Annotated in this window: 23 protein-coding genes; 18 read left to right on the top strand and 5 right to left on the bottom strand. The window is 64.4% G+C overall.

Going from position 1 to position 24,421, the window contains the following annotated elements; genetic code table 11:
• The first annotated feature begins 89 nt into the window (after window positions 1-89).
• Complete coding sequence (locus tag RSE14_RS04710) at window positions 90-1,184, top strand: glycosyltransferase (protein ID WP_324076817.1); 1,095 nt, start codon at window positions 90-92, stop codon at window positions 1,182-1,184.
• 129 nt (window positions 1,185-1,313) lie between these two features.
• Here RSE14_RS04710 and RSE14_RS04705 read toward each other — a convergent pair whose 3' ends face one another.
• Both RSE14_RS04705 and RSE14_RS04700 read right to left on the bottom strand, forming a co-directional pair.
• Window positions 1,314-2,648, bottom strand: coding sequence for a phospholipid carrier-dependent glycosyltransferase (locus tag RSE14_RS04705; RefSeq protein ID WP_324076079.1), 1,335 nt, complete (start codon window positions 2,646-2,648; stop codon window positions 1,314-1,316).
• 156 nt (window positions 2,649-2,804) lie between these two features.
• Window positions 2,805-3,215, bottom strand: a complete 411-nt coding sequence (locus RSE14_RS04700; protein WP_324076078.1) for a hypothetical protein — start codon at window positions 3,213-3,215, stop codon at window positions 2,805-2,807.
• A gap of 104 nt (window positions 3,216-3,319) precedes the next feature.
• Here RSE14_RS04700 and RSE14_RS04695 point away from each other — a divergent pair, with 104 nt between their 5' ends.
• The 8 genes from RSE14_RS04695 to RSE14_RS04660 all read left to right on the top strand — a co-directional run bounded on the left by RSE14_RS04695 (window position 3,320) and on the right by RSE14_RS04660 (window position 12,054).
• The gene (locus RSE14_RS04695) at window positions 3,320-3,853 is read left to right on the top strand and encodes a TetR family transcriptional regulator (RefSeq protein WP_324076077.1); all 534 of its coding nucleotides are present in this window, start codon (window positions 3,320-3,322) and stop codon (window positions 3,851-3,853) included.
• Between the two features lie 11 nt (window positions 3,854-3,864).
• A complete protein-coding gene (locus tag RSE14_RS04690) occupies window positions 3,865-5,082 on the top strand; it encodes a trans-sulfuration enzyme family protein (protein ID WP_324076076.1) in 1,218 nt (405 codons plus the stop codon).
• A 72-nt stretch (window positions 5,083-5,154) separates the two neighbouring features.
• Entirely contained in the window at window positions 5,155-6,339 is a 1,185-nt protein-coding gene (locus RSE14_RS04685; RefSeq protein WP_324076075.1) for an FkbM family methyltransferase, read from the top strand.
• Window positions 6,340-6,352: 13 nt separating this feature from the next.
• Window positions 6,353-6,961, top strand: a complete 609-nt coding sequence (locus RSE14_RS04680) for a 2-hydroxychromene-2-carboxylate isomerase (protein WP_324076074.1) — start codon at window positions 6,353-6,355, stop codon at window positions 6,959-6,961.
• A gap of 97 nt (window positions 6,962-7,058) precedes the next feature.
• A complete protein-coding gene (locus RSE14_RS04675) occupies window positions 7,059-9,062 on the top strand; it encodes an alpha/beta hydrolase family protein (protein WP_324076073.1) in 2,004 nt (667 codons plus the stop codon).
• A 366-nt stretch (window positions 9,063-9,428) separates the two neighbouring features.
• Complete coding sequence (locus RSE14_RS04670) at window positions 9,429-10,661, top strand: phosphotransferase family protein (RefSeq protein WP_324076072.1); 1,233 nt, start codon at window positions 9,429-9,431, stop codon at window positions 10,659-10,661.
• A 27-nt stretch (window positions 10,662-10,688) separates the two neighbouring features.
• Window positions 10,689-11,606, top strand: coding sequence for a DUF7064 domain-containing protein (locus tag RSE14_RS04665; RefSeq protein WP_324076071.1), 918 nt, complete (start codon window positions 10,689-10,691; stop codon window positions 11,604-11,606).
• Window positions 11,607-11,628: 22 nt separating this feature from the next.
• On the top strand, window positions 11,629-12,054 hold the full coding sequence (locus RSE14_RS04660; protein WP_324076070.1) for a PaaI family thioesterase: 426 nt from the start codon (window positions 11,629-11,631) through the stop codon (window positions 12,052-12,054).
• A 262-nt stretch (window positions 12,055-12,316) separates the two neighbouring features.
• Here the strand turns inward: RSE14_RS04660 and RSE14_RS04655 are convergent, their stop codons facing one another.
• Window positions 12,317-13,027, bottom strand: coding sequence for a M15 family metallopeptidase (locus tag RSE14_RS04655; protein ID WP_324076069.1), 711 nt, complete (start codon window positions 13,025-13,027; stop codon window positions 12,317-12,319).
• A 145-nt stretch (window positions 13,028-13,172) separates the two neighbouring features.
• Between RSE14_RS04655 and apaG the strand changes: the two genes are divergently transcribed.
• Together apaG and RSE14_RS04645 are read left to right on the top strand one after the other, a co-directional pair.
• A complete protein-coding gene (gene apaG, locus RSE14_RS04650; protein WP_324076068.1) occupies window positions 13,173-13,586 on the top strand; it encodes a Co2+/Mg2+ efflux facilitator ApaG/CorD in 414 nt (137 codons plus the stop codon).
• A gap of 39 nt (window positions 13,587-13,625) precedes the next feature.
• Complete coding sequence (locus RSE14_RS04645) at window positions 13,626-14,414, top strand: LysR family transcriptional regulator (RefSeq protein ID WP_324076067.1); 789 nt, start codon at window positions 13,626-13,628, stop codon at window positions 14,412-14,414.
• On the opposite strand, the gene RSE14_RS04640 is transcribed toward RSE14_RS04645, so the two are convergent.
• Entirely contained in the window at window positions 14,391-14,855 is a 465-nt protein-coding gene (locus RSE14_RS04640) for a hypothetical protein (RefSeq protein WP_324076066.1), read from the bottom strand. The genes RSE14_RS04645 and RSE14_RS04640 overlap by 24 nt on opposite strands.
• Before the next feature lie 461 nt (window positions 14,856-15,316).
• On the opposite strand from RSE14_RS04640, the gene RSE14_RS04635 reads away from it, so the two are divergent.
• A protein-coding gene (locus RSE14_RS04635) for an IS630 family transposase (RefSeq protein WP_416379360.1) occupies window positions 15,317-16,257 on the top strand; the annotation gives its coding sequence in 2 pieces (ribosomal slippage) (window positions 15,317-15,665 and window positions 15,665-16,257; 942 coding nt in all).
• Between the two features lie 70 nt (window positions 16,258-16,327).
• Here the strand turns inward: RSE14_RS04635 and RSE14_RS04630 are convergent.
• Complete coding sequence (locus RSE14_RS04630; RefSeq protein WP_324076065.1) at window positions 16,328-17,416, bottom strand: IS5 family transposase; 1,089 nt, start codon at window positions 17,414-17,416, stop codon at window positions 16,328-16,330.
• A 740-nt stretch (window positions 17,417-18,156) separates the two neighbouring features.
• Here RSE14_RS04630 and rpsL point away from each other — a divergent pair.
• The 6 genes from rpsL to rplC all read left to right on the top strand — a co-directional run bounded on the left by rpsL (window position 18,157) and on the right by rplC (window position 24,419).
• Window positions 18,157-18,528 (top strand): 30S ribosomal protein S12, encoded by a 372-nt coding sequence (rpsL, locus tag RSE14_RS04625; protein ID WP_006831873.1) that lies wholly within the window; start codon window positions 18,157-18,159, stop codon window positions 18,526-18,528.
• 146 nt (window positions 18,529-18,674) lie between these two features.
• On the top strand, window positions 18,675-19,145 hold the full coding sequence (rpsG, locus tag RSE14_RS04620) for a 30S ribosomal protein S7 (protein ID WP_324076064.1): 471 nt from the start codon (window positions 18,675-18,677) through the stop codon (window positions 19,143-19,145).
• A 108-nt stretch (window positions 19,146-19,253) separates the two neighbouring features.
• Window positions 19,254-21,386: an elongation factor G gene (fusA, locus tag RSE14_RS04615; protein WP_324076063.1), complete on the top strand. Its 2,133-nt coding sequence runs from the start codon at window positions 19,254-19,256 to the stop codon at window positions 21,384-21,386.
• 96 nt (window positions 21,387-21,482) lie between these two features.
• On the top strand, window positions 21,483-22,673 hold the full coding sequence (gene tuf / locus RSE14_RS04610; protein ID WP_324076062.1) for an elongation factor Tu: 1,191 nt from the start codon (window positions 21,483-21,485) through the stop codon (window positions 22,671-22,673).
• Window positions 22,674-23,041: 368 nt separating this feature from the next.
• The gene (rpsJ, locus tag RSE14_RS04605) at window positions 23,042-23,353 is read left to right on the top strand and encodes a 30S ribosomal protein S10 (protein WP_017665146.1); all 312 of its coding nucleotides are present in this window, start codon (window positions 23,042-23,044) and stop codon (window positions 23,351-23,353) included.
• A gap of 271 nt (window positions 23,354-23,624) precedes the next feature.
• Window positions 23,625-24,419: a 50S ribosomal protein L3 gene (gene rplC, locus RSE14_RS04600; RefSeq protein WP_324076816.1), complete on the top strand. Its 795-nt coding sequence runs from the start codon at window positions 23,625-23,627 to the stop codon at window positions 24,417-24,419.
• The last annotated feature ends 2 nt before the right edge of the window (window positions 24,420-24,421 follow it).

Here is a 24,421-nt window from a genome sequence, read left to right as displayed (position 1 = left end):
TTATCGGGCATCCACGGGGCATGGACCAAGCCATTCTCGAACGCGCGCCTGCAAGCGCCGTGCGCCCTGCAGAAGCGGGGCAATCGCCCATGAGCCTCGACCTTGCCATCATCCTGCCCACGCTCAACGAGCGCGGCAATCTCGGCCCGCTGGTCGAGCGGATCGACCGCGCGATCGGCGCGGCGGCCGTGTGGGAAGTGATCATCGTCGATGATGACAGCAAGGACGGCACCGCCGACGAGGCGCGCGCGCTCGCGCTTGTCGACCCGCGCGTGCGGGTGATCCAGCGCATCGGTCGCCGCGGTCTCGCCAGCGCCGCGATCGAGGGTTTCTGCGCCACCGCCGCGCCTTTCGTGGCCGTGATGGATGCTGATCACCAGCACGATCCCGCGCTGCTCCCCGGCATGCTCGCCGCATTGAAATCGGGTGAGGCGGAAATCTGCGTCGCCAGCCGATTTGCCGAAGGGGCCAGCACCGCCGAATGGGCCGCGCCCGAGCGCGAGAAGCTCTCGACCTATGCCAATGCGCTGGCCCGCAAGATCACCGGGGTTGCCCTGACCGATCCGATGAGCGGCTATTTCATGCTCCCCGCAAGCGCCGCCCGTGCGCTGGTGCCGCGCCTTTCGGGGATCGGTTTCAAGATCCTGCTCGATCTGCTGGCGACTGCTGACGCGCCGATGCGGGTCAAGGAATTCCCCCTCAATTTCGCGGCAAGGCGCGAAGGAGAAAGCAAGCTGGACCGTGCCATCCTGTTCGATTTCCTCGCCGGGCTTTACGATAAGACCTTCGGCAAGGTGATCCCGACCCGTTTTGCCCTGTTCGGCACTGTCGGCGCGCTGGGTGTGGGCGTGCACTTCGTTGTGCTGAGCCTCCTGTTCTTCGCGCTGGGCGAGGGCTTTGCCTTGGCGCAGACCGGCGCGGTGCTGGTGGCGATGAGCTTCAACTTCTGGCTCAACAACTGGCTGACCTATCGCGACAAGCGGCTGGTTGGGGCCGGCGCGCTGCTCAAGGGCTGGCTTGGCTTTGTCCTGACCTGCGCGGTGGGGGCCTTCGCCAATGTCGCGATTGCGACCTTCCTCGAGGGCGAAGGCGTATTCTGGGCGCTCGCGGCGCTGGCCGGCATCGTGGTCGGTTCGGTGTGGAACTATGCCCTCTCGAGCCGCTTCGTGTGGGGTCGTTTTTGATTTCCGCACGCCATCCGGCGTGCGATTTCCTCGCTCACGCGGCCTGACGGCCGCGACGCTGCGGGCGGCCGTTCGGCCTTGCGGCGGCTGCACCGCCGATAGCTCCGCCTGCGACAGCGTGCGCTATACTCACCTCCACCCGTCGAGCCACATCCAGTGGGTGTAGCTCATCTTGCCGGCCAGCGGCAGGGCGGCGATGATCGGGAAGAACCACGCGAACACGGCCACAGCGGCAGCCGGAATGCCCCAGCCGAGCCAGCGCGTGCGCTGCCACTTGTGCAGATCGCTGCAGGCCAGCGCGAGCGCTGCGAGCAGGAAGCAGCTCGGCACGAAATAGTGGTAGTAGAACTGCACCGGCTTGGGCGCGATCACCCATAGGCCGAGGCTCGCTGCGTAGCCGATAGCCACTCCCAGCCGCGCCCAGTCGCGCTGCCACGCCCCGTGCCACAGGCACCATGCGACCGCCGGAAGCCCCGCCAGCATGGTCAGCGGATTGCCGATCAGCAGCACCCCGCGCTGCGCCCCGTCGATTGGCTCGTACATGTACCAGATCGCGCGGGTGTTCAGCACCCATTGCGGCCAGGTGCTCATGTACTGGTGCGGCTTCAGGACCTGTTGCTGCAAGGACAGGATCTCGGCGTGGAAACCGATCAGGCCTTTCTCGGCGAGCGGCGAGGGGTGGAGATATTCACCGAGAAAATAGCCCGGCACGAAGGTCGCCGCATAGGTGGCAAGCGGCAGGATGCCGAGCCACACGAAGGCCTCCACCAGCGTCACCCCCGGCACCGGCGCGCCGCGGCGCGAGAACAGCAGGCGGCGGCGCCCGGCCAGCGCGCGGGCGATGAAGAAGGTGAGGCCGGGCAGCATGGCAAGGGCAATCGCGTTCCATTTGGCCCCCATCGCACAGCCCAGTGCGATGCCGGTGAGCGCCAGGCGGCGGCGGCCGGTCTCGGGCTGGGCGCAGGCGGCTGCGAATTGCCATGTCGCCACCATCAGTGCGCTCGCCATGAAGATGTCGAGCATGGCGATGCGCGAATGGATGAAGAGGTGAAAACCCGTCGCCAGCAACACCCCGAAGGCGAGCGTGGCAAAGCGGTCGGCGCTGGCGTGCCACATCGCGCGCACCCCGGCGAAACAGGCCAGCACGCCCGCGACCCAAGGCATGAACCGCCAGCCGAGCGGCGTATCGCCGAACAGCGCCATGCCGATCGCGATCATCTCCTTGCCGAACAGCGGATGCTCGCGGTTGAAATAGGCCACATGCCCGCCCTGCGCGACTTCAAGCAGCGCGCGGGCGGCAGGGATGTAGTGCACCTCGTCGAAGAACGGCTCGGACGGGATCGCCAGCCGCCATCCGGCCAGCAGGGCATAGATGCCGGTCAGCGCGAGACACCACGCCAGCGGATCACGCGGGCGCGGGGGCGGGGTGGCGGCGGGAGAGGATGACGCGTGCGCCTCGGCCATGGCCGCGCCGATTAGGGAGCGCGGCGGCCGTGGGCAAGATAGGTTTTTTGTTTTCCGCACGCCATCCTGCGTGCGAAATCCTCGCTCATGCTGGCTGCGCCAGCGTCGCTGCGGGCGCCCGTTCGTGCTTGCGACGCCTGCGGCGCCGATGCTTGCTCAGCTTTTCGCCGGTTGCGCTGCGGCCCGTTCGAGCCAGAACAGGCGGGCGCACATGGCGAGCAGGCCGATGCTCGCGGTGGCGACGACGAACAGGGTCCAGGGCAGCAGGTTCATGCCCGCCGCTCGGGCGCGCGGGGCGATCAGGAACAGCGCGATGGTGAGCGAAAACAACAGGTCCCACCATACCTGCACGCCCCACAGGTTGCTGGTGTGGTTGATCACGACCGGCCAGACGCCCTCGGCCCAGATGGTGATCGCGGTGAAGGCGGAAAAGCCTGCCGCCAGCGCTGCCGCCAGCACCGGATTGCCGCTGGCCGCGGGGCGCAGCAGCACTGTAGCGATTGCTACAAGAGCGCAGGCCAGCCCGCCGATCATGAGCGCGAGGAAAGGGAGCGGAAGGTCAGGCATCGGCGAATCTCCGGCACAATTGTAGCGACTGCTACGCTGGCTTGTAGCTAAATGTAGCGCCTGCTACAAGAGCCACCATGGCGCGCCTTTCCAAAAAGCCCCCGATGTCGCGGGAGACCCTGTTGCCCCTGCTGGCAAGCCATGTGCTTGGCTCCGGGCTGGGGCAGGCGAGCCTGCGGCCGCTGGCCAAGGCTGCAGGCACCTCGGACCGGATGCTGCTCTATCATTTCGGCTCCAAGGAGGCGCTGATCACCGATCTGCTCGGCTTTCTTGCACGCTCCTATGCGGGGGCGCTCGATGCCGCGCTGGCGGGCGAGCGGGCGGCGACGCGCGGACAGGCGCTGGCGCGCATCCTCCAGCATGCCCGCGCGCCCGAGATGCGTCCCTTCATGCAGCTGTGGTGGGAGATCGTCGCGGGCTCGGCGCGCGGGGTAGAAGGCTATCGCCCCGCCGCGCAGGCGATGATGGGCGAGCTGCTCGGCTGGCTCGAAGGGCAGATGCCCGAAGGCGATCCCGATCCCGCCGGCGGCGCGCGCTATCTCCTCACCCTGATCGAGGGGACGCTGATGCTCTCGGCCATCGGACATGAGGCCAGCGCGCGCGACGGCCTGCTTGCGAGCGGGCTCGCAGCCGCCTAAAGCCCCGCGCCATGAAGAAGACCACCGGCATGGACCGCTCCGCCACCAAGAAATGGCGCCCCGCAACCCGCGCATTGCGCGGCGGCACCTGGCGCTCCGAACATGGCGAGACCAGCGAGGCGCTGTTCCTCACCTCGGGCTATACCTACGACGATGCCCAGACCGTGGCGGACCGCTTTGCCGGCACCGCGCAGGGCATGACCTATTCGCGCCTCCAGAACCCCACGGTCGCCATGCTCGAAGAACGCATCGCGCTGATGGAAGGGGCCGAGGCCTGCCGCACCCAGGCAAGCGGCATGGCCGCGATGACCGCCGCGCTGCTGTGCCAGCTTTCGGCAGGCGATCACGTCGTTGCCGCGCGCGCCGCCTTCGGCTCGTGCCGCTGGCTGGTCGACACCCTGCTGCCCAAGTTCGGGATCGAGACCACTGTCATCGACAGCGCCGACAATGCCGCCTGGGAGGCCGCGATCCGGCCCAATACCAAGGTGTTCTTCTTCGAGACCCCGGCCAACCCGACGCTCGACATTGTCGATCTGGCTTACGTGTGCGGGCTCGCCCGTGCGCATCGCATCACCAGCGTGGTCGACAATGCCTTTGCCTCGCCCGTTTTGCAGCGCCCGATGCAGTTCGGCGCGGATGTGGTGGCCTATTCCGCCACCAAGCTGATGGACGGGCAAGGGCGCGTTCTGGCGGGCGCGATCTGTGCTTCGCGGCAGTGGATCGACGAGGTGCTGATGCCCTTCCAGCGCAACACCGGCCCGACGCTTTCGGCCTTCAACGCATGGGTGGTGATGAAGGGGCTGGAGACGCTGCCCCTGCGCGCCTTCAAGCAGTCCGAACAGGCCGTCGCGCTCGGCCAGTTCCTCGAACCGCGCGTGCTGAAGGCGGGCGGGCATCTGCTCCACCCCGGCCTGCCGAGCCACCCGCGCCACGCCATGGCGATGGCGCAGATGGACGCGACCGGTCCGATCTTCGCGCTCGATGTCGGCACGCGGGCGCGCGCCTTTGCCGTGCTCGATGCGTTGAAGCTCGTCGATATCTCCAACAATATCGGCGATGCGCGCAGCCTGATGTGCCACCCGGCCTCCTCGACCCACGCCAACATGGGTGATGAGGCGCGCGCGGCCATGGGCGTGACCGAAGGCCTGCTGCGGATCAATGTCGGGCTCGAGGATATCGCGGACCTCACCGAAGACCTTGATCAGGCGCTCAGCGCGGCGGGAATCTGATAACGGGGCCAGAATGGAGGCAAATCCTCCAAGGCCCTATCGCAGCCTCCCGCGAACGGCTATCCGTTTGCCATGCAACCCGAAAACGATCCTTTCTGGCAGGCTGCGGCCGCCCATGTCACCGGTCTTGGCCTTGCGGGGGAGGCGGTTTTTGCCGCGCTCGGGTTTGAAGGCCTGCTGCCCGGCTGCCGCACCATCCACAATGCCCCTGATGGCGCGGTTCCGGCGGCGCTGGTGCTGCACAAGGGTCGGCTGGAGGAAGTGACCGCCGATCTGCTCCGCGCCGCGCTTGATACCCATGTGACGAGCTTTGCCAACGAGGTGTTTCTCGTGCTTTCGGCGAGCGGTGCTCCGCTCGCTGCGGATGATCCGCACATCATCTCGGCTGACGCGCTGCTGGCGGCCATGGGCGATGCCCACCGCGACAACACCATCGGCGGCGTGCGGCTCGCCTCGCAGCGCATGGCAGCCAGCTATGTCGGGCAGGGCCGCGTGCTGCTGGAGACCGCTTTCGGCCACCTCATGCTGGTCGACGGGGCGGACACGGGGATCGTCCCGCACCTTATTCGCGACGGCTGGTTCGATCGCAATCTCACCACGGTGATCGGCAATCTGCTGAAACCGGGCGCAACCTTCGTCGATGTCGGCGCCAATTTCGGCACCTACACCATATTTGCCGCCGAAAAGGTCGGCCCGCGCGGGAGCGTGTTCGCGATCGAGCCTTCGCCCGACATCTTCCCGCTGCTGTTCGAAAGCGTGGCGATGAACGGCTTCGAGGAACGCACCACATCGCTGCGCTTCGCGGCGGGCGCGAAACGGGGCGAGGCGGTGCTGCACCAGTTCGGCAACCGCAAGGGCGGCAACACTCTGCTGCCCCACATCGCCGAGGCGGCACGCGAACGCTATGGCGAGACCGTCACCCCCGCCAAGGTCGCGACCCGCACGCTCGACGACATTTTCGCCGAGTTCAATCCCGACCGGATCGACCTGATCAAGATCGACGTCGAGGGATCGGAAGCCGATGTGCTTGCCGGCGCGCGCGAGACGCTGTGGGCCTATCGCCCCAAGCTGGTGATCGAGTGGAACAACCATTTCTTCACCGACCGCCCGGAAGCGGCCGAGGCGCTCTACACGCTCATCACCCTCGATCTGCGCTACAGCTTGCACCGGATCGAACCGGGTGCAACAACGCGCCCCATCGGGCGGGCCGAGCTGATGGAGGGCTTCCACGATCTGGTGGCCGAGCCGCCCGAATAGGGAGGAAGACAAAATGCCGCATCGCGTCGAACTGGTGTTCGATTTCGTCAGCCCCAATGCCTATCTGGTGTGGTGGCCGCTGCGCGAACTGCTCGATCGTCACGAGGCAAGCCTTGATATCGTGCCGGTGTTCCTTGGCGGCATGCACAAGCTCACCGGCAATGCCCCGCCGATGATCCGCGACGCCGAGGTGAAGGGCAAGAACGACTATGCGATGCTGGAGATGCAGCGCTTCATCGCGAAGCACGGGCTCACCAAGTATCGCCTGCACCCGCAATTTCCGTTCAACTCGATCCTGCTCCAGCGCATGCTGTTTGCTGCCTGCCAGGACGGGCGCGGGGTGCAGTTTGCCGAATGCCTGCTGCGTCCAATCTGGGAAGAGGGGCTCGACATTTCCTCGCCCGAAGCGATCGGCGCTGTGGTGAGCGCGGCCGGTTTCGACGCCGCAGATCTGTTCGCGCGCGCCCAGAGCGACGAAGTCAAGCAGGGCCTGATCGCCAGCACCGAAGCCGCCGTCGCGCGCGGTGCCTTCGGCATCCCCACCATGTGGGTAGACGGCACCGAGATGTTCTTCGGCAAGGAACGCCTCGGCCAGATCGAGGAATTGCTCGTCACCGGCTAAAGACGCCGGAGTAACCCGCAAACCGTCGCATTGTGCTTGCCTTTGTTGCGCTGTTTCATAGGCTTGGCGAATCAGGTACGGGGCAGGGGGCATCACGGTGAAGAGACTTTTCGGCACGCTGGCGGCGGCGATACCGCTGGCCGGACTTGGTCTGGCTGTGCCCGCCGCTCTGGCTGCACAGGAACCCGCGTCCGCAGCCGCGCCTGCCACCGAAGCCCCGCCACCGCTGATCGCCACCGGTGACTTTGCCGGACGCGCGGCCTTCTGGGACGCGCAGATCTCGCCTGACGGGTCGATGCTGTCCTTCCTGCGCAAAAGCGCGGGCGACACCCAGTTCGTGATTGCCGACATTGTCGCCAAGAAGCGCCTGCACGCCTTCGGCACCGATCCGGCCGATCAGTTCGAATGGTACCAATGGGTCACCAACGACAAGCTGCTGGTGTCGGTCTCGACCGCAGGCACCTTCTTCGGCGAGGAGGTGCGCTATACCCGCCTGATCCTCGTCAAGCTGAGCGACGGCAGCATGACCCCGTTGGTCCGCCGTTCGGATGTGGTGGAGGGCGACAATGTCATCCACATCGACGAGGACGGCTCGCACGTCCTCGTCGCGATCCAGAAGACCATCTATGACTACCCTTCCGTGATGCGCCACGAGCTGGAGCCGGGCGGCAAGGTCACCACGGTGCAGGAATCGCGCGACGGGGTGTGGAACTGGACCGCCGACAATCAGGGCGTGGTGCGCATGGGCACCGGCTCGAAGGATGGCAGGCTGCGGATCTACTACCGCTCCAGCGCCACCGGCCCGCTCGAATTCGTCGCGCGCCTCAAGGAGGGCGACGCCGCCGACCGCTTCTGGGACGCGCTCCAGATCATCAATGGTTCGGACGAAGGCTATGTCCTGTCCGAAGGCGAGACCGGGCGGGTCGGCCTCAGGCGCTTCAATTTCGCCACGCGCGAGACCATCGCCACCATCTACGAACATCCCGAATGGGATATCGACAGCGTCACCATGCGCGACGGGGTGCCCTATGCGGCCTATTTCACCGCCGATCGCGACGAGGTGCACTACTTCGATCCAGCCGTCGCCAAGCAGCACGCCAGCCTGCGCCGCGCGCTCGGCGATGTCGAGGTATGGGTGCCGAGCCGCGCCAAGGATGGATCGCGCATGCTGGTATGGGCCGGCAACGAGGCCGATCCCGGCGTGCTCTATTTCTACGATCCGGCCGCGCGCAAGATGGACGAGGTGTCGCAATACCGGCCCAGCCTCGATATCCGCCAGCTCGCCAAGCCGAGGCCGGTGCAATACACCGCGCGCGACGGAACCGTGATCCGCGGTTATCTCACCCTGCCGCGCGGGCGCGAGGCCAAGCGCCTGCCGCTGATCATCATGCCCCACGGCGGACCTTACGGGATCCGCGACAAGCTCGCCTATAACGACGAAGTGCAGCTGCTCGCCAATCGCGGCTATGCCGTGCTCCAGCCCAATTATCGCGGTTCGGGCGGCTATGGCGATGCCTTCTTCGAGCTCGGCACCGGCCAGATCGGCCGCGCGATGCAGGATGATCTCGACGATGCGATGGACTGGGCCGTGGCCGAGGGGTTGGCCGATCCGGGGCGCGTCTGCGTGGTGGGCGGCTCCTATGGCGGCTATGCGGCGATCTTTGCGGTGCTGCGCAATCCCGAAAGATACCGCTGCGGAGCGAGCTGGGCCGGGGTGACCGATTTCGACCGCATCCTGCGCTATGACCGCAGCTTCTTCAGCCGTGCGGGCTTCAAGCGCTGGCGCGACAAGGTGCGCGGGCAGGGCGTGCAGGACATGAAGCAGGTCTCCCCGCTCGAACGGGCGGCGAGCCTGTCGCGCCCGTTGCTGCTGGCCCACGGGACCAAGGACGTGGTCGTGCCCTTCAGCCAGTACAACGCCTTCGAGAAGGCCACCCGCAGCGCGCCGATGCCGCCGCAGACGCTGGTGATCAAGGACGAGGGCCACAGCTTCTCGACCGCCGCGAACGAGAAGCAGTGGTACGACGCGCTCGAAGCCTTCCTCGCCAAGCACAACCCGGCGGATGCGGTGCCGGGCGGTGGTGTTGCAGCGGGAGAGTGAGGGGCGGGAGACGGCTGGCGTCACCTCCACCACTATCCCACCCTTGGCCCATGCTTGATACGAGGGATAAGGCGATAGGTGCGTCGGGGCGATGGATTGACCACACTGTGTAGCGTGGCTGCCTCGAACCCCTCATATTGGCCCATGGTCAAACTGGCCGCTTTTAGGATTTGCTGCGTTCGGCTGGAACGTCTGATTGTGGGTGGAAAGCTGCCCTTGCGATGCCGCCAAGGCATCGACGCCGAAGTTGCCGAGAGGCAAGCCGAGAGCGACGCTGCTGCAAAGTGCTAGTGCAGGGACGCGCCTCACTATGCGACATCCCGCTGGACGAGGCCACAATGGCCCGCAGGTTCGGGGGGCAGGCAGGTGTCGCAAGGCAACGTGATCGGCGCAAAGCTGCTTGCAGCATTGCAACGCGACCTCGTGAGCGAAATCGGGATCGAACTGCAGTCGAACAAGGCCAAGATGATTGCGGGAATGTGGTCCGAAATTCTGGGCTATGTCGCAGACGAGACCCGCAATCCGCGCGCCGATCACAATCGCCAAACCGAAGCGGAGCGCCTTTTCAGGGAACCCGCTGCCGTAGAAGAGACATTCAATGTCTCGCTCCAGCAGATCGGTCAGCAGGAGATCGAGGCGACGCCCGAGCGGATGGACGTGCTGCTCGCGGCGAAATTCGGCGGCGGGAAGACCGTGCGGATCGAACGCATCGCCGGAGGTTTTTCCAAGGACAGCTTCTTTTTCGATTATGAGGACGCCGAAGGCATTCTTCGGAAAACCGTGATCCGCCGGGACATGCCCTTTGGCCCCAACGGCTACACCGTTCTGGACGAGTATGCGTTGCTCCAGCGAATGTATGCCGAGAATGTCGGCGTCGCGCGGCCGATTGCCTGCATCGAGGATGTCGAGTTTCTGGGCCAGCCGTTTCTTATCTCGGAACTGGTTACCGGCATCACCCAGTATGATGTCGCCGAGCCCAACAAACAGAAGCGCGATGCAATCTGGAAACAATTGGGCGAACTGGTAGCGCGGCTGCACTCCCTGCCGCCCGAACGGTCGGGCCTCGTGCCCGCTGCGGACCCTCAACAACAACTGCGCGACTATGTCTTGTGGTGGAAGGATCGCTGGGAGCGGCACATGGTGGAGCCGTCCTTCGTTCTCGAGAACGCTTTCGAGTGGCTGCTCGCCAATATCCCCGCCCACATTGATCGTATCGCCATCGTTCACGCGGATATCAGCTTCACAAACATCCTGGTCGATGAAGGCAAGATTACCGCCCTGCTCGATTGGGAGTTTTGCCACCTCGGTGATCCGGTCGAGGACTTGGCCTATTTCCGCCAGTTCGTGACAGATGACGGGGATTGGGAAAACTTCCTCCAAAGCTACGAGCAATCGGGCGGGGTCAGATACAAGCCCGAGAATGCCCATTTCTACGAAGTGTGGCGCGCCGCGCGCAACACGGTGTGTTGCTCCAGTTCGTGGTGGGGCTTCGTGAACAACAAGTATAGCGCCCCCAAAATGGCTTACATGGGTGTGGTTCTCTACCGGCGGTTCTTGAAGGATCTCGCGCTTCAACTGGACCTGCCGCCTTCACGATAAGGCAAAGGCACATGATCGGATTCCATCATGACCCATGATTTGACCGCCGATGATTTTCTGCACACGCCCGACCCTACGGATCGGTGGTGGTCCGAGACATACTGGTTCTCGTTTGATGATCCGGCAAACAACCTGTCCTGCCATTTTTATCCGATGGTGAGGGCCAATCTCGACATCGCATCGCTCGCCGTCATGGTGTGGGGGCCGGGGCAGGAATCGCCTTGGACAGCCACTTATTTTCGCACCCAGTGGCATCTCGAAGCACCGCAGTTCGACAGCAATAGACTCAGCCTCGACCATCTCAGCTACGAGATCATCGAGCCGATGCAGCAATACCGCGTGCGGTATGATGACCCGGGGCTGTTCACGGCTGATCTGCTGTTCACCGCCTGTGCAGAGCCGTTTGCGGCGGGCGGTCATGCGGCCAGCTATGGTCACATCGATCAGCCGATGAAGGTGCAGGGCCAGATCGAATTGCATGGCAAGGTGATTGTTCTCGACTGCCATGGCATGCGCGACCGGTCGTGGGGCCCTCGGTCCGATATGCAGGACGGATCGCGGGCACTCTATTTTTACGGCATCAGCGATGCTGAAAGCTTCCTGATCATGAAGCTGCTGGATCGCGATCCCCCCATCACCATTGGCTACCTTGATCGCGACGGAAAACGTGGATTGATCAGGGAAGCGATTGTCCGCCGCGAAGATGGCCCTTTGTCGCGGATCGAACTGGTATCAGTCACCGCTCAGGATGAGCATGGCCGGCTTCTGGAAGTGACGGGCGCTGCGAAAAGCCATTTCGCGATGCAGGCCAATCCGCACCAGTTTGCGTGGATCAGCATGGTCGACTGGAATGACGGGGCGATGCTCGGCCAATTTCAGGAAGTACTGGGGCGCGGTGGACTGAACAGACTGGCCCGAGAGGCCTTCACAAAGCTGCGATCGTAGCGGGCTGGCAGGGGAAAAGCGCATGACGTATCGTGTTGAATTCGTCGAACGGACCGGTCTGGAGTTGCAGGAAACCGGGCGCGGCCATGCGCGCTACCGCATGCCGCTTGCCGGAAACGAGAACCATGTCGGCGTGATGTACATGGGGGCCTACACCGTTCTGGCCGAAGCAACCGCCGCAATTCCCGGCATTTCGATCCTCGATACCGAACGCTTCTATCCGATCCTCAAAGATATCGCGGTTGCCTTCCATAAGCCCGCCGCCAGCGATGTCTTTGCCGAGTTCCGGCTCGACGAGGCCACCCTCGAAACGCTTCTGGCAGATCTGGAGCGTAAGGGCAGCGCAACCTATATTGCCGAATTCCCGATGCATGATGCGGGCGGCGTGCACGTCGCAACCGGAAAGGTTACGGTGAAGCTCTTGTCGCACAGCTGGGAAAAGACCTGATTGGCCAGCTCGCGTGCCCACGTCGCGCTCTGATGCGGCCGCGAGCATTTGATGGCGCACCCCACAATGACTACTTCGGGGTCGCAAGCCGAACGGCAGGTTTTTTCCGAGTATCTACAAAAGCAGCCCTGCCACCACCCGCGCCAGCCATGGTTGAGACGCGGCGCCCCGATCCGGATGGCCGCGAAATCTCCTGAACCGGTCCGCTCGGGGGCAGCCCTCCCAACGTCGGCAGGTTCGCTCTGCGCTGCATATCCGGACCTCACCCCGCTGTCACATCCTCCAGCGGCACATCCATGATCGGATAGCGCCGCCACTCGGCCCAGTCGTAGTGCCACCATTCGTTGGGCAGGGGCACGAAGCCCTCGGCCACCATCCAGCCTTCCAGCATCCGCGAGAGCGCGAGGGCTTCGGGCGGCGCGGCGGTGTTGCTGCGGTAGGCGGCGGGGGTGAAGTCGTCATAGGGGCTGGGCATGACCACCTCCACGCCATTGCGATGCAGCGAGAGGTCGATCGAACACCCGCGATTGTGGCGCGAGCCGACTGCCGGATCGGCGACGAATTCGCGTTTTTCGGGTGGGGTCGCCTCCCACATCGCCTTTGTGATGCGCCAGGGGCGATAGGCGTCGAAGATGAGGAGGCCATAGCCTGCCGCCTCGGCCCGGGTCTGGACCTTCGCAAGCGCCTCGGCGACGGGCCGCTGGGCGACGGCGCGGGCGAGGGGGTAGAGCTTGCGGCCCATGAAGTTGGCGGGCGTGGCATAGCGGATATCGAGCCTGAGGCGCGGATCGAAGCGGACGAGATCGACCAGATCGGGCGTCGCGGTCGCTTGCGGATCTAGCGGGAGGGCAAGCTGCTCGCCGCTGCGCCCCGCGCAACCTGTCGCAATGCCTCCCAGGACCCCGGCCCCGATCCCGCGCAGCACCGCACGGCGCGAAACATCCGGGGCGCTGTGCAGCCGAATGTCGATCATCCCCGTATCCCCCTCAAGCCAAAGCGCATTATGCCCGCGCCGGCCGAGCGAGGCGAGCAAATCGTCACGCCGGCGGGATACAGCGGGGATTACCTGCGTTGAGGCTCTTGTGGCGCGAAACAGAATCGCTACCTTGGGGCACGATATGAAGGAATTCTTCCAGCACTCTGCCACCACCGACGGGGTCACCGTCCGGGTTGCTGTGAACTACCTGCCGGAGCAGTCGCATCCGGAGGCGGGCAAGTGGTTCTGGGTCTATCACATCCGCATCGAGAACGGCAGCCACGAGGCATTGCGCCTGCGCACCCGCCATTGGCGGATCACCGACGGGCGCGGCATGGTCAATCATGTCGATGGCGAGGGCGTGGTGGGCGAACAGCCGCTGCTCGCACCCGGCCAGAGCCACGACTATGTCTCGGGCTGCCCGCTGACGACGCCGTTCGGCTCGATGGAGGGGTTCTACACCTTCCAGCGCCCCGACGGCTCCTCCTGCGAGGTGCGCATCCCCTTCTTCCCGCTCTCCGCGCCCGAAACGGCCGAAGGCAGGAGCCCGCGCTGATACTTGCGGCGCGCGGCCTGCGCGCCTAATCGGGCAAGCGTGAAGCGCACCCATCTCCCTCTGAATGCCCTGCGCGTGTTCGACGCGGCCGCCCGGCACCTCTCGTTCACCCGCGCGGCGGACGAGCTGGCGGTGACGCCCGCCGCCGTCGGCCAGCAGATCCGCGCATTGGAGGACGTGCTCGGCGTCGTCCTGTTCCGCCGTACCTCCAAGGGCCTCGAACTCACGCCGGAGGGCGAGGCGGGCCTTGACCCCTTGCGCGAAGGCTTCCTGCGCTTCGAGGAAAGCGTCGAGGCGATGCAGGCGGGCCAGGCCTCGGACCGTTACACCATCGCTGTCCCGCGCGAATTCTACGCCGAGTGGCTCGCCCCGCGCCTCGCCCGCTTTCAGGCCGGCACCCCTGGCGTGCAGTATATCCTCGCGCCCGACGAGCACGCCGATTTCACCGAGGCCAATCTCGATCTCGCGATCCGGCTGGTCGACGGGCCGGGCGATCTTGAGGGCGTGCAGCTCGCCCCCGCCATGCGCGTCACCGTCGCCGCGCCCGAGCATCGCGATGCCTGGATCGACTGGCCGGGGATGCCGCTGCCCGAGGGGAAGAACCCCTGCATCAAGGCCGGGAGCCCGGGACAGGCGCTCGCCTCTGCGCTCGCCGGGATGGGCCGCACGATCCTCCCGCTGGCACTGGCCGAGGCCGCGATCGCGCAGGGCCGCCTCACCGTGCTCGAAGGCCCCGAGCCTGCCCAGCGCGCCTACTGGCTCCTCGCCCCGCCGCCGCAATGGCGCAGCAAGAAGGTGAGGGCGCTAACCGCCTTTCTGGCGTCCTGAGCGCGCGCGCCGCTTTTCGCGCTCCTCCTCCAGCACATCCTCGCGGATCCATTCATAGATCGGGTGGCCGGGCACCAGGTCGCGCGCATCGACGCGGTATTGCCCGCGATAGCGCAGGATGAAGCACAGCATGGAATTGGCGTGCGGGTTGTACGCCGCGTCCGTCAGCGCCCGTTCGAGCGCGCAATCCTCGAGCCTCAGCACCCCCCAGCGCAGCGCCTCGTCCCAGGCCCGGGCAAAGTCCTTCGCACCGGGCTGTTTGCGCAGCTTGTAGAGCGCCTCCATCGAGCGCCCGATATGGGCCGCGGCCGAGGTAACAATGCCGGTCTCGGCTAGCCGCAGCACAAAGGCGCGCTGGAGATCGGGCGTGATCGAATTGCGGCGCGGCTGCTTGTGGAGATAGGGCGCGAAGTCGAGCAGCGGATCATCCTCGGCAAACACCGCCGGCTCGAACTCCCACGCGACTTAGGAGGTCGCCTGCCGCGGCGTCGCGCGCTTGTTGCGCTTGGGCAGATCGGGGGCGGGGTAGGGGGCGTAGTCATCCTCGTACATGGGGGGAGGGGTGGCAGAGGGCGGGGGAGTAGGAAAATCATAACTCCCCTACCGCTTGCGGGAGGGGTTGGGGGGCGGGGAGCCACCAACGTCCTCGTCTGCCACTGGCTCGGCGGGCGAAGCCACGCCGCAAGGCCGAACGGCCGCCGCGCCTTATGGCGCGAAAGCCAAGCAGCGCGGAGGCGCTGCGCCCGGCGCTTGAGGGCGCAAACATATAAACTCGGGGAGCCACACTGCCTGCGCCTATCAATCCCTTTAGAGCGGTTTCCACACGATCTGATTCGTCAGGGATTCCCTTCGCGGCGCCGTTGTGATTCAGACTTCCTGCTGGTGGCAGGAGGCCAGCACGGATGGCACGAACGCTTTCACAGGATCTTCGGGACAGGGTCGTTGCAGCGATTGATGGCGGCCTGAGCTGCCACGCGGCGGCGGCGCGCTTTGGGGTCAGCGTGTCGAGCGCGATCCGCTGGCGGCGAAGAGCGCTTGAGCATGGCCGGGCCGTTGCCAAGCCGCGCGGCGGTGACCGGCATTCAGGCAAGATCGAAGCGCACGGCGGCTTCATTCGGGAGCTGATCGCCGAGCAAGGCGACATGACCCTGGTCGAGGTTCAGGCGCGGCTGATCGAGCGTGGGGCCCTGGTCGGTATCGGCACGGTGCATCGCTTCTTCGTGCGTCACGGGATCACGCGCAAAAAAAGACCGGCCACGCGATCGAGCAGGACCGTCCCGACGTCCTGAGGCAACGGCAGCATTGGTTCGACGGCCAGATCGATCTCGAACCCGAACGCCTCGTCTTCATCGACGAGACGTGGACCGCCACCAACATGACCCGCAGCCATGGCCGCTGCCCGAAGGGCGAGCGGCTGCGGATGGGCTTCCCGCACGGCCACCGCAAGACCACCACGCTGGTCGCGGGACTGCGAATGACCGGCATGGTCGCGCCGATGGTGCTGGACGGGCCGATCAACGGCGACTGGTTCGAAGCCTATGTGGCGCAGGTTCTGGTGCCCGAGTTGCAACCCGGTGACGTGGTCATCATGGACAACCTCTCGAGCCACAAACGGGCGGCAGTGAAGGAAAGGATCGAAGCGGCCGGTGCAACGCTGCGCTTCCTCCCGCCATACAGCCCGGACTTCAACCCTATCGAGAAGGCATTCTCCCGGCTCAAAGCCATGCTCCGCAAGGCGGGTGAGCGAACCGTCAGCGGGTTGTGGGACTTGGACACCTCGAAGAACGTCTATTTTCGGCCTGACGGCGGCGCGAGGGGTCTGATCGCGGTCTTTGGTGCGTGAGGGCTGTGCCTTTCGGCCTCGTTTCCTTGTTTTTCTGAGCTGGAGCGCCGCTTGGCACCTCGTTTTCGCGCTATGCGGGCGCACTTCGCCCCTCGAGCCAGGCGAGGCGCTGGAAGTTGTAGGCCAGGTTCGCCATGCCGATCTTGATCTTTGCGCGGGCGATGCCGATGGTGCGGATAAACAGCCCCATGCGGTGCTTCTGTCCGGCGAACACGTGCTCAACTGCCGAGCGCACAGCGGAGCGCTTCGCATTGGCTCGGGCGATGTGCTCTGGCATCGGCCGACGCGGCATGCGTCGCTGGTGGATGTTGCTCTTGAACATTCCCCGCTCGAGGAACGCCTCGTTCTTCTTTGAGCGATAAGCCGTGTCGCCCCATACGCCCGAGCCGGTGTTTTGCTTGCTGATGAGCTCCGGCAGCCGTGCCCCGTCATGGGCGTTGGCCGCACTGGCATCCCAAGTGCGGATCAGCCCGTGAGCCCGGTCGATGCCGATGTGGTTTTTGTAGCCGAACATCGGGATGGCAAGATCGACCGGCTTGAAGCCCTTGGGGTCGCCGCCCTCCTTCACCTTGGCCTTCGAGTACTTGACCGTCCAGCGCGCATCGCGGTCCTTCTGACGGACCTTGGCAGGCCTCTCCTTCCAGCGCTCCGGGATCTTGCCCTGCTTGATCGCGGCCTTCTCGTCCTCGGTGTTCCGCTGCTTGGGCGCCGGCACCACGGTCGCATCGATGATCTGCCCGCCCATCGCGAGGTAGCCCCGATCGGTCAACGCCGCATCGAAGCGCGCGAAGAGCTTGTCGATCGCCTTGGCCTGTACGAGCCGCTCGCGGAACAGCCACACCGTGGTCGCATCGGGCACCCGGCCATCGAGCCCCAGTCCGAGGAACCGCTGGAACGACAGCCGGTCCTTGATCTGGAACTCGGTCGCCTCGTCTGACAGAGAGTAGAGCGCCTGAAGCACCAGGATTTTGAACATCATCACCGGATCGAACGGCGGCCGGCCGCCTTTGCCCAGATCGCTCCGCCTGAGCGCCACGATCAATGGCCCGCGGAACACCTCGAAATCGACCACCGCCGTCAACCGCTCCAGCGGATCACCCGCCGCACTCAGCGCCGCATACCGGTCCGACAGATCAAAGAAACCAGGCTGGCCAACCATCTTCGCCTCCGCTCATCCGCAAAGGCAGTGAATCAGATCAACGCCTCAAAGGCGAGGGTTTTTCGAGGCGTCCAATTGGCTTACAGATGTGAAGTGGGTTGGCATCCCGTCGCGGGCGCGCAGAACATTCAGTAAAGTTTGCTCATTCTGCATGTTCGCAAGAGCGGTGTTATATTCAACCCCGAAGCGTTGGACCTGCTGAGGAAACGCGCAAGCCGTCGTTGCAAGCAGACTGGCCACAATCACTATTTTTCGCATTTTTCGTCCCCCCGAGCGATTTCTTCGAGACTATCGAATGCGCAAATGGTCGGCAACTGGTAATTATTTGATTTGCAATGAGGTGTGGGTGGGGTTCTAGCTGGACTGATCGGCATCCAGTTATTTGCTACGAGGTTGCTCAGGTTTTATTGCCTGTTTTTCTGTCTTCGATCGGAACATCCCTTTGCTCGAAGCAAAGTAGGACACCCCGTCCCCTCCAACACCCACCCTTGACCCTCCACCCATTCCCGCCTAAGGGCGCGCATCTTCCGGGCCTTGCTCGGATTGAGCTGAACATTGGCGGTGCGTTTCTCCAGAAGGGGCGGCCGGCAAAGTAACCCGGTCTTTTCAGGCGGGTGGAGCGTTTTCGGCTCGCGACTGGCTGTTGTGACGGGGCATGATCCCCGCCGCGCGCGTGTTCGCGATTCGTGATCTCCTCACCCCTCTGGCCATGGCCTCAAACAAGGTGAAGTGAGAACTTAATGCCGACAATCAACCAGCTGGTCCGCAAGGGCCGCGTTCCGCAGAAGGCCAAGAGCAAGGTCCCTGCGATGGAGCAGAACCCGCAGAAGCGCGGCGTTTGCACCCGCGTCTACACGACCACCCCGAAGAAGCCGAACTCGGCGCTGCGCAAGGTGGCCAAGGTCCGTCTGACCAACCAGCGCGAAGTCATCAGCTACATCCCGGGCGAAGGCCACAACCTGCAGGAGCACTCTGTTGTGCTGATCCGCGGCGGGCGTGTGCGCGACCTTCCCGGCGTGCGCTACCACGTGCTGCGCGGCGTTCTCGACACGCAGGGCGTGAAGGATCGCAAGCAGTCGCGTTCGAAGTACGGCGCCAAGCGTCCGAAGTAAGGTTCAACGGGGCTACGGTTCTTCGCGTCACCCTGCCACCGACCAGGTGGCTTCTGGGTGGTCGGCCAAAAAGGCCGGAAACGCGGAGCGGGCCGGAGCCGCAAGGCGAACCGGAGGGTTCGCCGCACTCCGAAGGAGTTCAAGATATGTCACGTCGTCGTCGTCCCGAGAAGCGGGAAATCCTGCCTGATCCGCAGTTCGGAGATCAGGTTCTGTCGAAGTTCATGAACAACCTCATGCTCGACGGTAAGAAGGCTGTTGCCGAAAAGATCGTCTATGGCGCGCTCGCCACGGTCGAGACCAAGGCCAAGGCCGATCCGATCCAGCTGTTCCATGATGCGCTGAACAATGTGAAGCCGCAGGTGGAAGTGCGCAGCCGCCGCGTCGGTGGTGCGACCTACCAGGTGCCGGTGGAAGTGCGTCCCGAGCGCGCCCAGGCCCTCGCGATCCGCTGGCTGATCACGGCTGCGCGCGGTCGTCCGGAAACCACCATGGCCGCGCGTCTTTCGGGCGAGCTGATGGATGCGGCGAACAATCGCGGCAACGCGGTCAAGAAGCGGGAAGACACCCACCGCATGGCCGACGCCAACCGCGCCTTCTCGCACTATCGCTGGTAACACTTGTGGAGGGGCCGGAGGAGGCGTCTTCCGGCTGTCACAATCGTCACTATATGGGGGCCGATCCGCTCACCCGGCGGCCCCCGCAAGACCTTTAAGGAAACCATTATGGCCCGCGAGTATCCGCTGGAGCGCTATCGCAATATCGGCATCATGGCTCACATCGATGCCGGCAAGACCACCACGACCGAGCGTATTCTCTACTACACCGGCAAGTCCTACAAGATCGGCGAAGTGCACGATGGTGCCGCGACGATGGACTGGATGGAGCAGGAGCAGGAGCGCGGGATCACCATCACCTCGGCTGCGACCACGACCTTCTGGACCGCCGAAGATTCGTCGATGGATCCGATGAGCGATCCCGATGCGCTGCGCGAAAACCAGCCGAAGCACCGCATCAACATCATCGACACCCCGGGCCACGTGGACTTCACCATCGAAGTCGAGCGTTCGCTGCGCGTCCTCGACGGCGCGGTCGCGGTGTTCGACGGCGTGGCAGGTGTTGAACCTCAGTCGGAAACCGTGTGGCGCCAGGCCGACAAATACGGCGTTCCGCGCATGTGCTTCATCAATAAGTTGGATCGCACCGGCGCCGACTTCTACTACTGCGTCCAATCGATCATCGATCGTCTCGGTGCCAAGCCGCTGGTGCTCTATCTCCCGATCGGTGCCGAAAGCCAGCTGCAGGGCGTGGTCGACCTCGTGAACAACCGCGGCATCGTCTGGAAGGACGAGAGCCTTGGCGCGAAGTACGAGTTCATCGCGATCCCTGACGATCTGGCCGACAAGGCTGCCGAATATCGCGAGAAACTGATCGAACTCGCCGTCGAACAGGACGACGAGGTCATGGAAGCCTATCTCGAAGGCAACGAGCCGAGCGTCGCCACGCTCAAGGCGCTGATCCGCAAGGGCACCATGGCGCGCGCCTTTGTGCCCGTCACTTGCGGCTCGGCGTTCAAGAACAAGGGCGTCCAGCCCCTGCTCGACGCGGTGGTCGACTACATGCCGTCGCCGCTTGACGTTCCGGCGATCAAGGGCGTGCTGCCCGACAGCGACGAGGAAGCAGAGCGCCCCTCGAGCGACGATGCGCCGTTCTCGGCGCTGGCGTTCAAGATCATGAACGATCCCTTCGTCGGCTCGCTCACCTTCACCCGCATCTATTCGGGCAAGCTCACCAAGGGCCAGGTCCTGAACTCGGTGAAGGACAAGAAGGAAAAGATCGGCCGCATGCTGCTGATGCACTCGAACAACCGCGAGGACATCGATGAGGCATTTGCCGGCGACATCGTCGCGCTGGCCGGCATGAAGGACACCACCACCGGTGACACCCTGTGTGATGCTGCCAAGCCGATCATCCTTGAGCGCATGGAATTCCCCGAGCCCGTGATCGAGCTCTCGGTCGAACCCAAGACCAAGGCCGACCAGGAAAAGATGGGCATCGCGCTCAATCGCCTCGCGCAGGAGGATCCCTCCTTCCGCGTGTCGACCGATCACGAGAGCGGCCAGACCATCATCAAGGGCATGGGCGAACTTCACCTCGACATCATCGTCGACCGCATGCGTCGCGAATTCAAGGTCGAAGCCAACGTCGGTGCGCCGCAGGTGGCTTACCGCGAATACCTCGGCCGCGAAGTCGAAGTCGACTACACCCACAAGAAGCAGTCGGGCGGCTCGGGCCAGTTCGGCCGCGTCAAGGTTGTCGTCACTCCGGGCGAGCGTGGCCAGGGCGTGCTCTTCGAGGACGCGATCAAGGGCGGGAACATCCCGCGCGAATACATCCCGGCGATCGAGAAGGGCTTCCGCGAGCAGGCCGAGAGCGGCCACCTCGTGGGCTTCCCGATCATCGACTTCTCGATCAAGCTGATCGATGGTGCCTACCACGACGTCGACTCGAGCGCGATCGCGTTCGAAATCGCCGCCCGCGGTGCCATGCGCGAAGTCGCTCAAAAGTCGGGCATCAAGCTGCTCGAGCCGATCATGAAGGTCGAAGTCGTCACTCCGGATGATTATCTGGGTGACGTCATTGGTGACCTCAACAGCCGGCGCGGTCAGATCCAGGGCACCGATACCCGCGGCAATGCCCAGGCGGTCGAGGCGTTTGTCCCGCTCGCCAACATGTTCGGCTACGTCAACGAACTGCGCTCGTTCACCCAGGGCCGCGCGCAGTACACCATGCAGTTCTCGCATTACGACGAGGTTCCGGCCAACGTCGCAGCCGAGGTTAAGGAGAAACTTGCCTAACCCGAGCGATCGGTCTAGGGGGCGGCGCCTGATTCAGCGGGCGCCCCCAATTCTCCCGCGAACACAACGTTTCATTCAAGAAGGTACACCAGAGAAATGGCCAAGGAAAAGTTCCAGCGGAATAAGCCGCACTGCAACATCGGCACCATCGGTCACGTTGACCACGGCAAGACCACGCTGACCGCCGCGATCACCAAGGTGATGGCTGAAACCTACGGCGGCAGCGCCGTGGATTTCGCCAACATCGACAAGGCGCCGGAAGAGCGCGAGCGCGGCATCACCATCTCGACCGCGCACGTCGAGTATGAGTCGGCTGCCCGTCACTACGCGCACGTCGACTGCCCGGGTCACGCTGACTACGTGAAGAACATGATCACCGGTGCCGCCCAGATGGACGGCGCGATCCTGGTGGTGAACGCTGCCGACGGCCCGATGCCCCAGACCCGTGAGCACATCCTGCTCGCCCGTCAGGTCGGCGTGCCGGCGCTGGTCGTCTACATGAACAAGGTCGACCAGGTTGACGACGAGGAAATCCTCGAGCTCGTCGAACTCGAAGTTCGCGAACTGCTCTCGTCGTACGACTTCGACGGCGACAATATTCCGATCGTCAAGGGTTCGGCTCTGGCCGCTCTCGAAGGCCGCGATGACAACATCGGCAAGGACTCGATCATTGCTCTGATCGAAGCCGTCGACAGCTACATCCCGCAGCCCGAGCGTCCGGTCGACAAGGACTTCCTGATGCCGATCGAAGACGTGTTCTCGATCTCGGGTCGCGGCACTGTGGTGACCGGCCGTATCGAAACCGGCATCGTCAACGTTGGTGACGAAGTCGAAATCGTCGGCATCAAGGACACCCGCAAGACCACCGTCACCGGCGTGGAAATGTTCCGCAAGCTGCTCGATCGCGGTGAAGCTGGCGACAACGTCGGCGCCCTGATCCGCGGCGTCGGCCGTGAAGAAGTCGAGCGTGGCCAGGTTCTCTGCAAGCCCGGTTCGGTCAAGCCGCACACCGAGTTCGAAGCCGAAGTCTACGTGCTGTCGAAGGACGAAGGTGGCCGTCACACGCCGTTCTTCGCCAACTACCGCCCGCAGTTCTACTTCCGCACCACCGACGTGACCGGCGAAGTGATCCTTCCCGAAGGCACCGAAATGGTGATGCCGGGCGACAACGTTTCGATCGGCGTGAAGCTGATCGCTCCGATCGCCATGGACGAAGGTCTGCGCTTCGCGATCCGCGAAGGCGGCCGCACCGTGGGTTCGGGCGTCGTTGCCAAGATCACCAAGTAAGGTTTTGCTCCGCACACGGAGCTGACTGAACGCACAGAGGCCCGACCGCTCATACGAGCTGCCGGGCCTTTTTGTGTCAGCAGCTCACACCTTCAAGGCAATGCCTGGAGAAGGGCAGGGAAGGGCGCTTTCCGGGAGAAATGCGAGGGGATTTCAGCCCCGCGCAATTTCCTTTCCGAAGCCCCTTGCCAGACCGGGGCGCGCTCCGTATAGGCGCGCATCCGCAGACGAGATTCGTCCCGTCTGTCACGAGTTTTGAAGAAGGCCGCCCGCTTACGGGAAACCGGGAACAGCGGGGCCGGCCTTTGTTTTTTGGGAGACGCCGGGAAGCCGGTCGATCCTTGGCTCTTTCGCATCGGTAGTAGGACATGGAAGCTCAGAATATCCGCATTCGCCTCAAGGCGTTCGATCACCGCGTTCTGGATCAGGCCACCGGCGAAATCGCCGATACGGCCCGTCGGACCGGCGCTCTTATTCGTGGCCCCATTCCCCTGCCGACGCGTATCGAGAAGTTCACCGTGAACCGCGGCCCGCACGTCGACAAGAAGTCGCGCGAGCAGTTCGAGGTGCGCACCTACAAGCGGCTGCTCGACATCGTGCAGCCCAACGCCCAGACCGTGGACGCGCTGATGAAGCTCGATCTGGCTGCTGGCGTGAACGTTGAAATCAAGCTGGCGTAAGCCGGCCGAAATGCCCCCTCCTTCGGGTGGGGGCCTCTATCGTAGGGGCCGCAAGTGCCCCATCCAGCGATAGGGTGGATACCGCCGGAGAAACTCTCCGGGCTGCGTCCCCCGTCTCGCTCCAGCGGCCAACCGGCCAGCAGGAGCACTCAGCCCGGACGGGGCGATGCATGACAATTCGGGCTGAACGGGGCTGCAGCGTTTGCGCTGTGGTCCGCCAAGCACCTTGCGGATGGTCCGTAGGGTGCCTCTGTTGAGGAGTAACAAGACGATGCGCACCGGCGTGATCGCAAAGAAAGTCGGGATGACCCGCCTCTTCCAGGAGGATGGACGGCACGTGCCTGTGACCGTTCTGTCGCTGGAAGATTGCCAGGTGGTTTCGCACCGCACCGCTGACCGCGATGGCTATTTCGCGCTCCAGCTGGGTGCTGGCGAAGCCAAGCAGAAGAATGTCGCCAAGCCGCAGCGCGAGCACTTCGCCAAGGCTGACGTTGGCCTGAAGAAGCAGGTCGCCGAATTCCGCGTGGAAAGCGAAGACGCGCTCGTGCCCGTCGGCGCGACCATCTCGGCTGACCACTTCGTCGCCGGCCAGAAGGTCGACATCACCGGCCACACGCAGGGCAAGGGCTTTGCGGGCGCCATGAAGCGCTGGGGCTTCGGCGGTATGCGCGCCACCCACGGCGTGTCGATCTCGCACCGCGCCCATGGTTCGACCGGTAACCGTCAGGATCCGGGCCGCGTGTTCAAGGGCAAGAAGATGGCCGGCCACATGGGCGACCGTCAGCGCACCCAGCAGAACCTCGAAATCGTCCGCACCGATGCCGATCGCGGCCTGCTCTTCGTGAAGGGCTCGGTCCCGGGTTCGAAGAACGGCTGGCTGCTCGTGCGCGACGCCGTCAAGCTTCCGCTTCCCGAAGGCCTGCCGTTCCCCGGCGCCGTGATCGCGAAGCACGCTGTGCCGACTGACGAGACTCCCTCGGTCGTCGAAGCCGTCGCCGAAGAAGCCATCGTGACCGAAGCCGTCGAAACCGACGCGCCGGCCACCGAAGAAAACAAGGAAGGCTGAGC

The organism is Erythrobacter sp. (genome assembly GCF_035194505.1).
Lineage (GTDB): Bacteria > Pseudomonadota > Alphaproteobacteria > Sphingomonadales > Sphingomonadaceae > Erythrobacter.
Note: the sequence above shows the minus strand (reverse complement) of the source record. Positions and strands in the feature narration are given on the sequence as shown.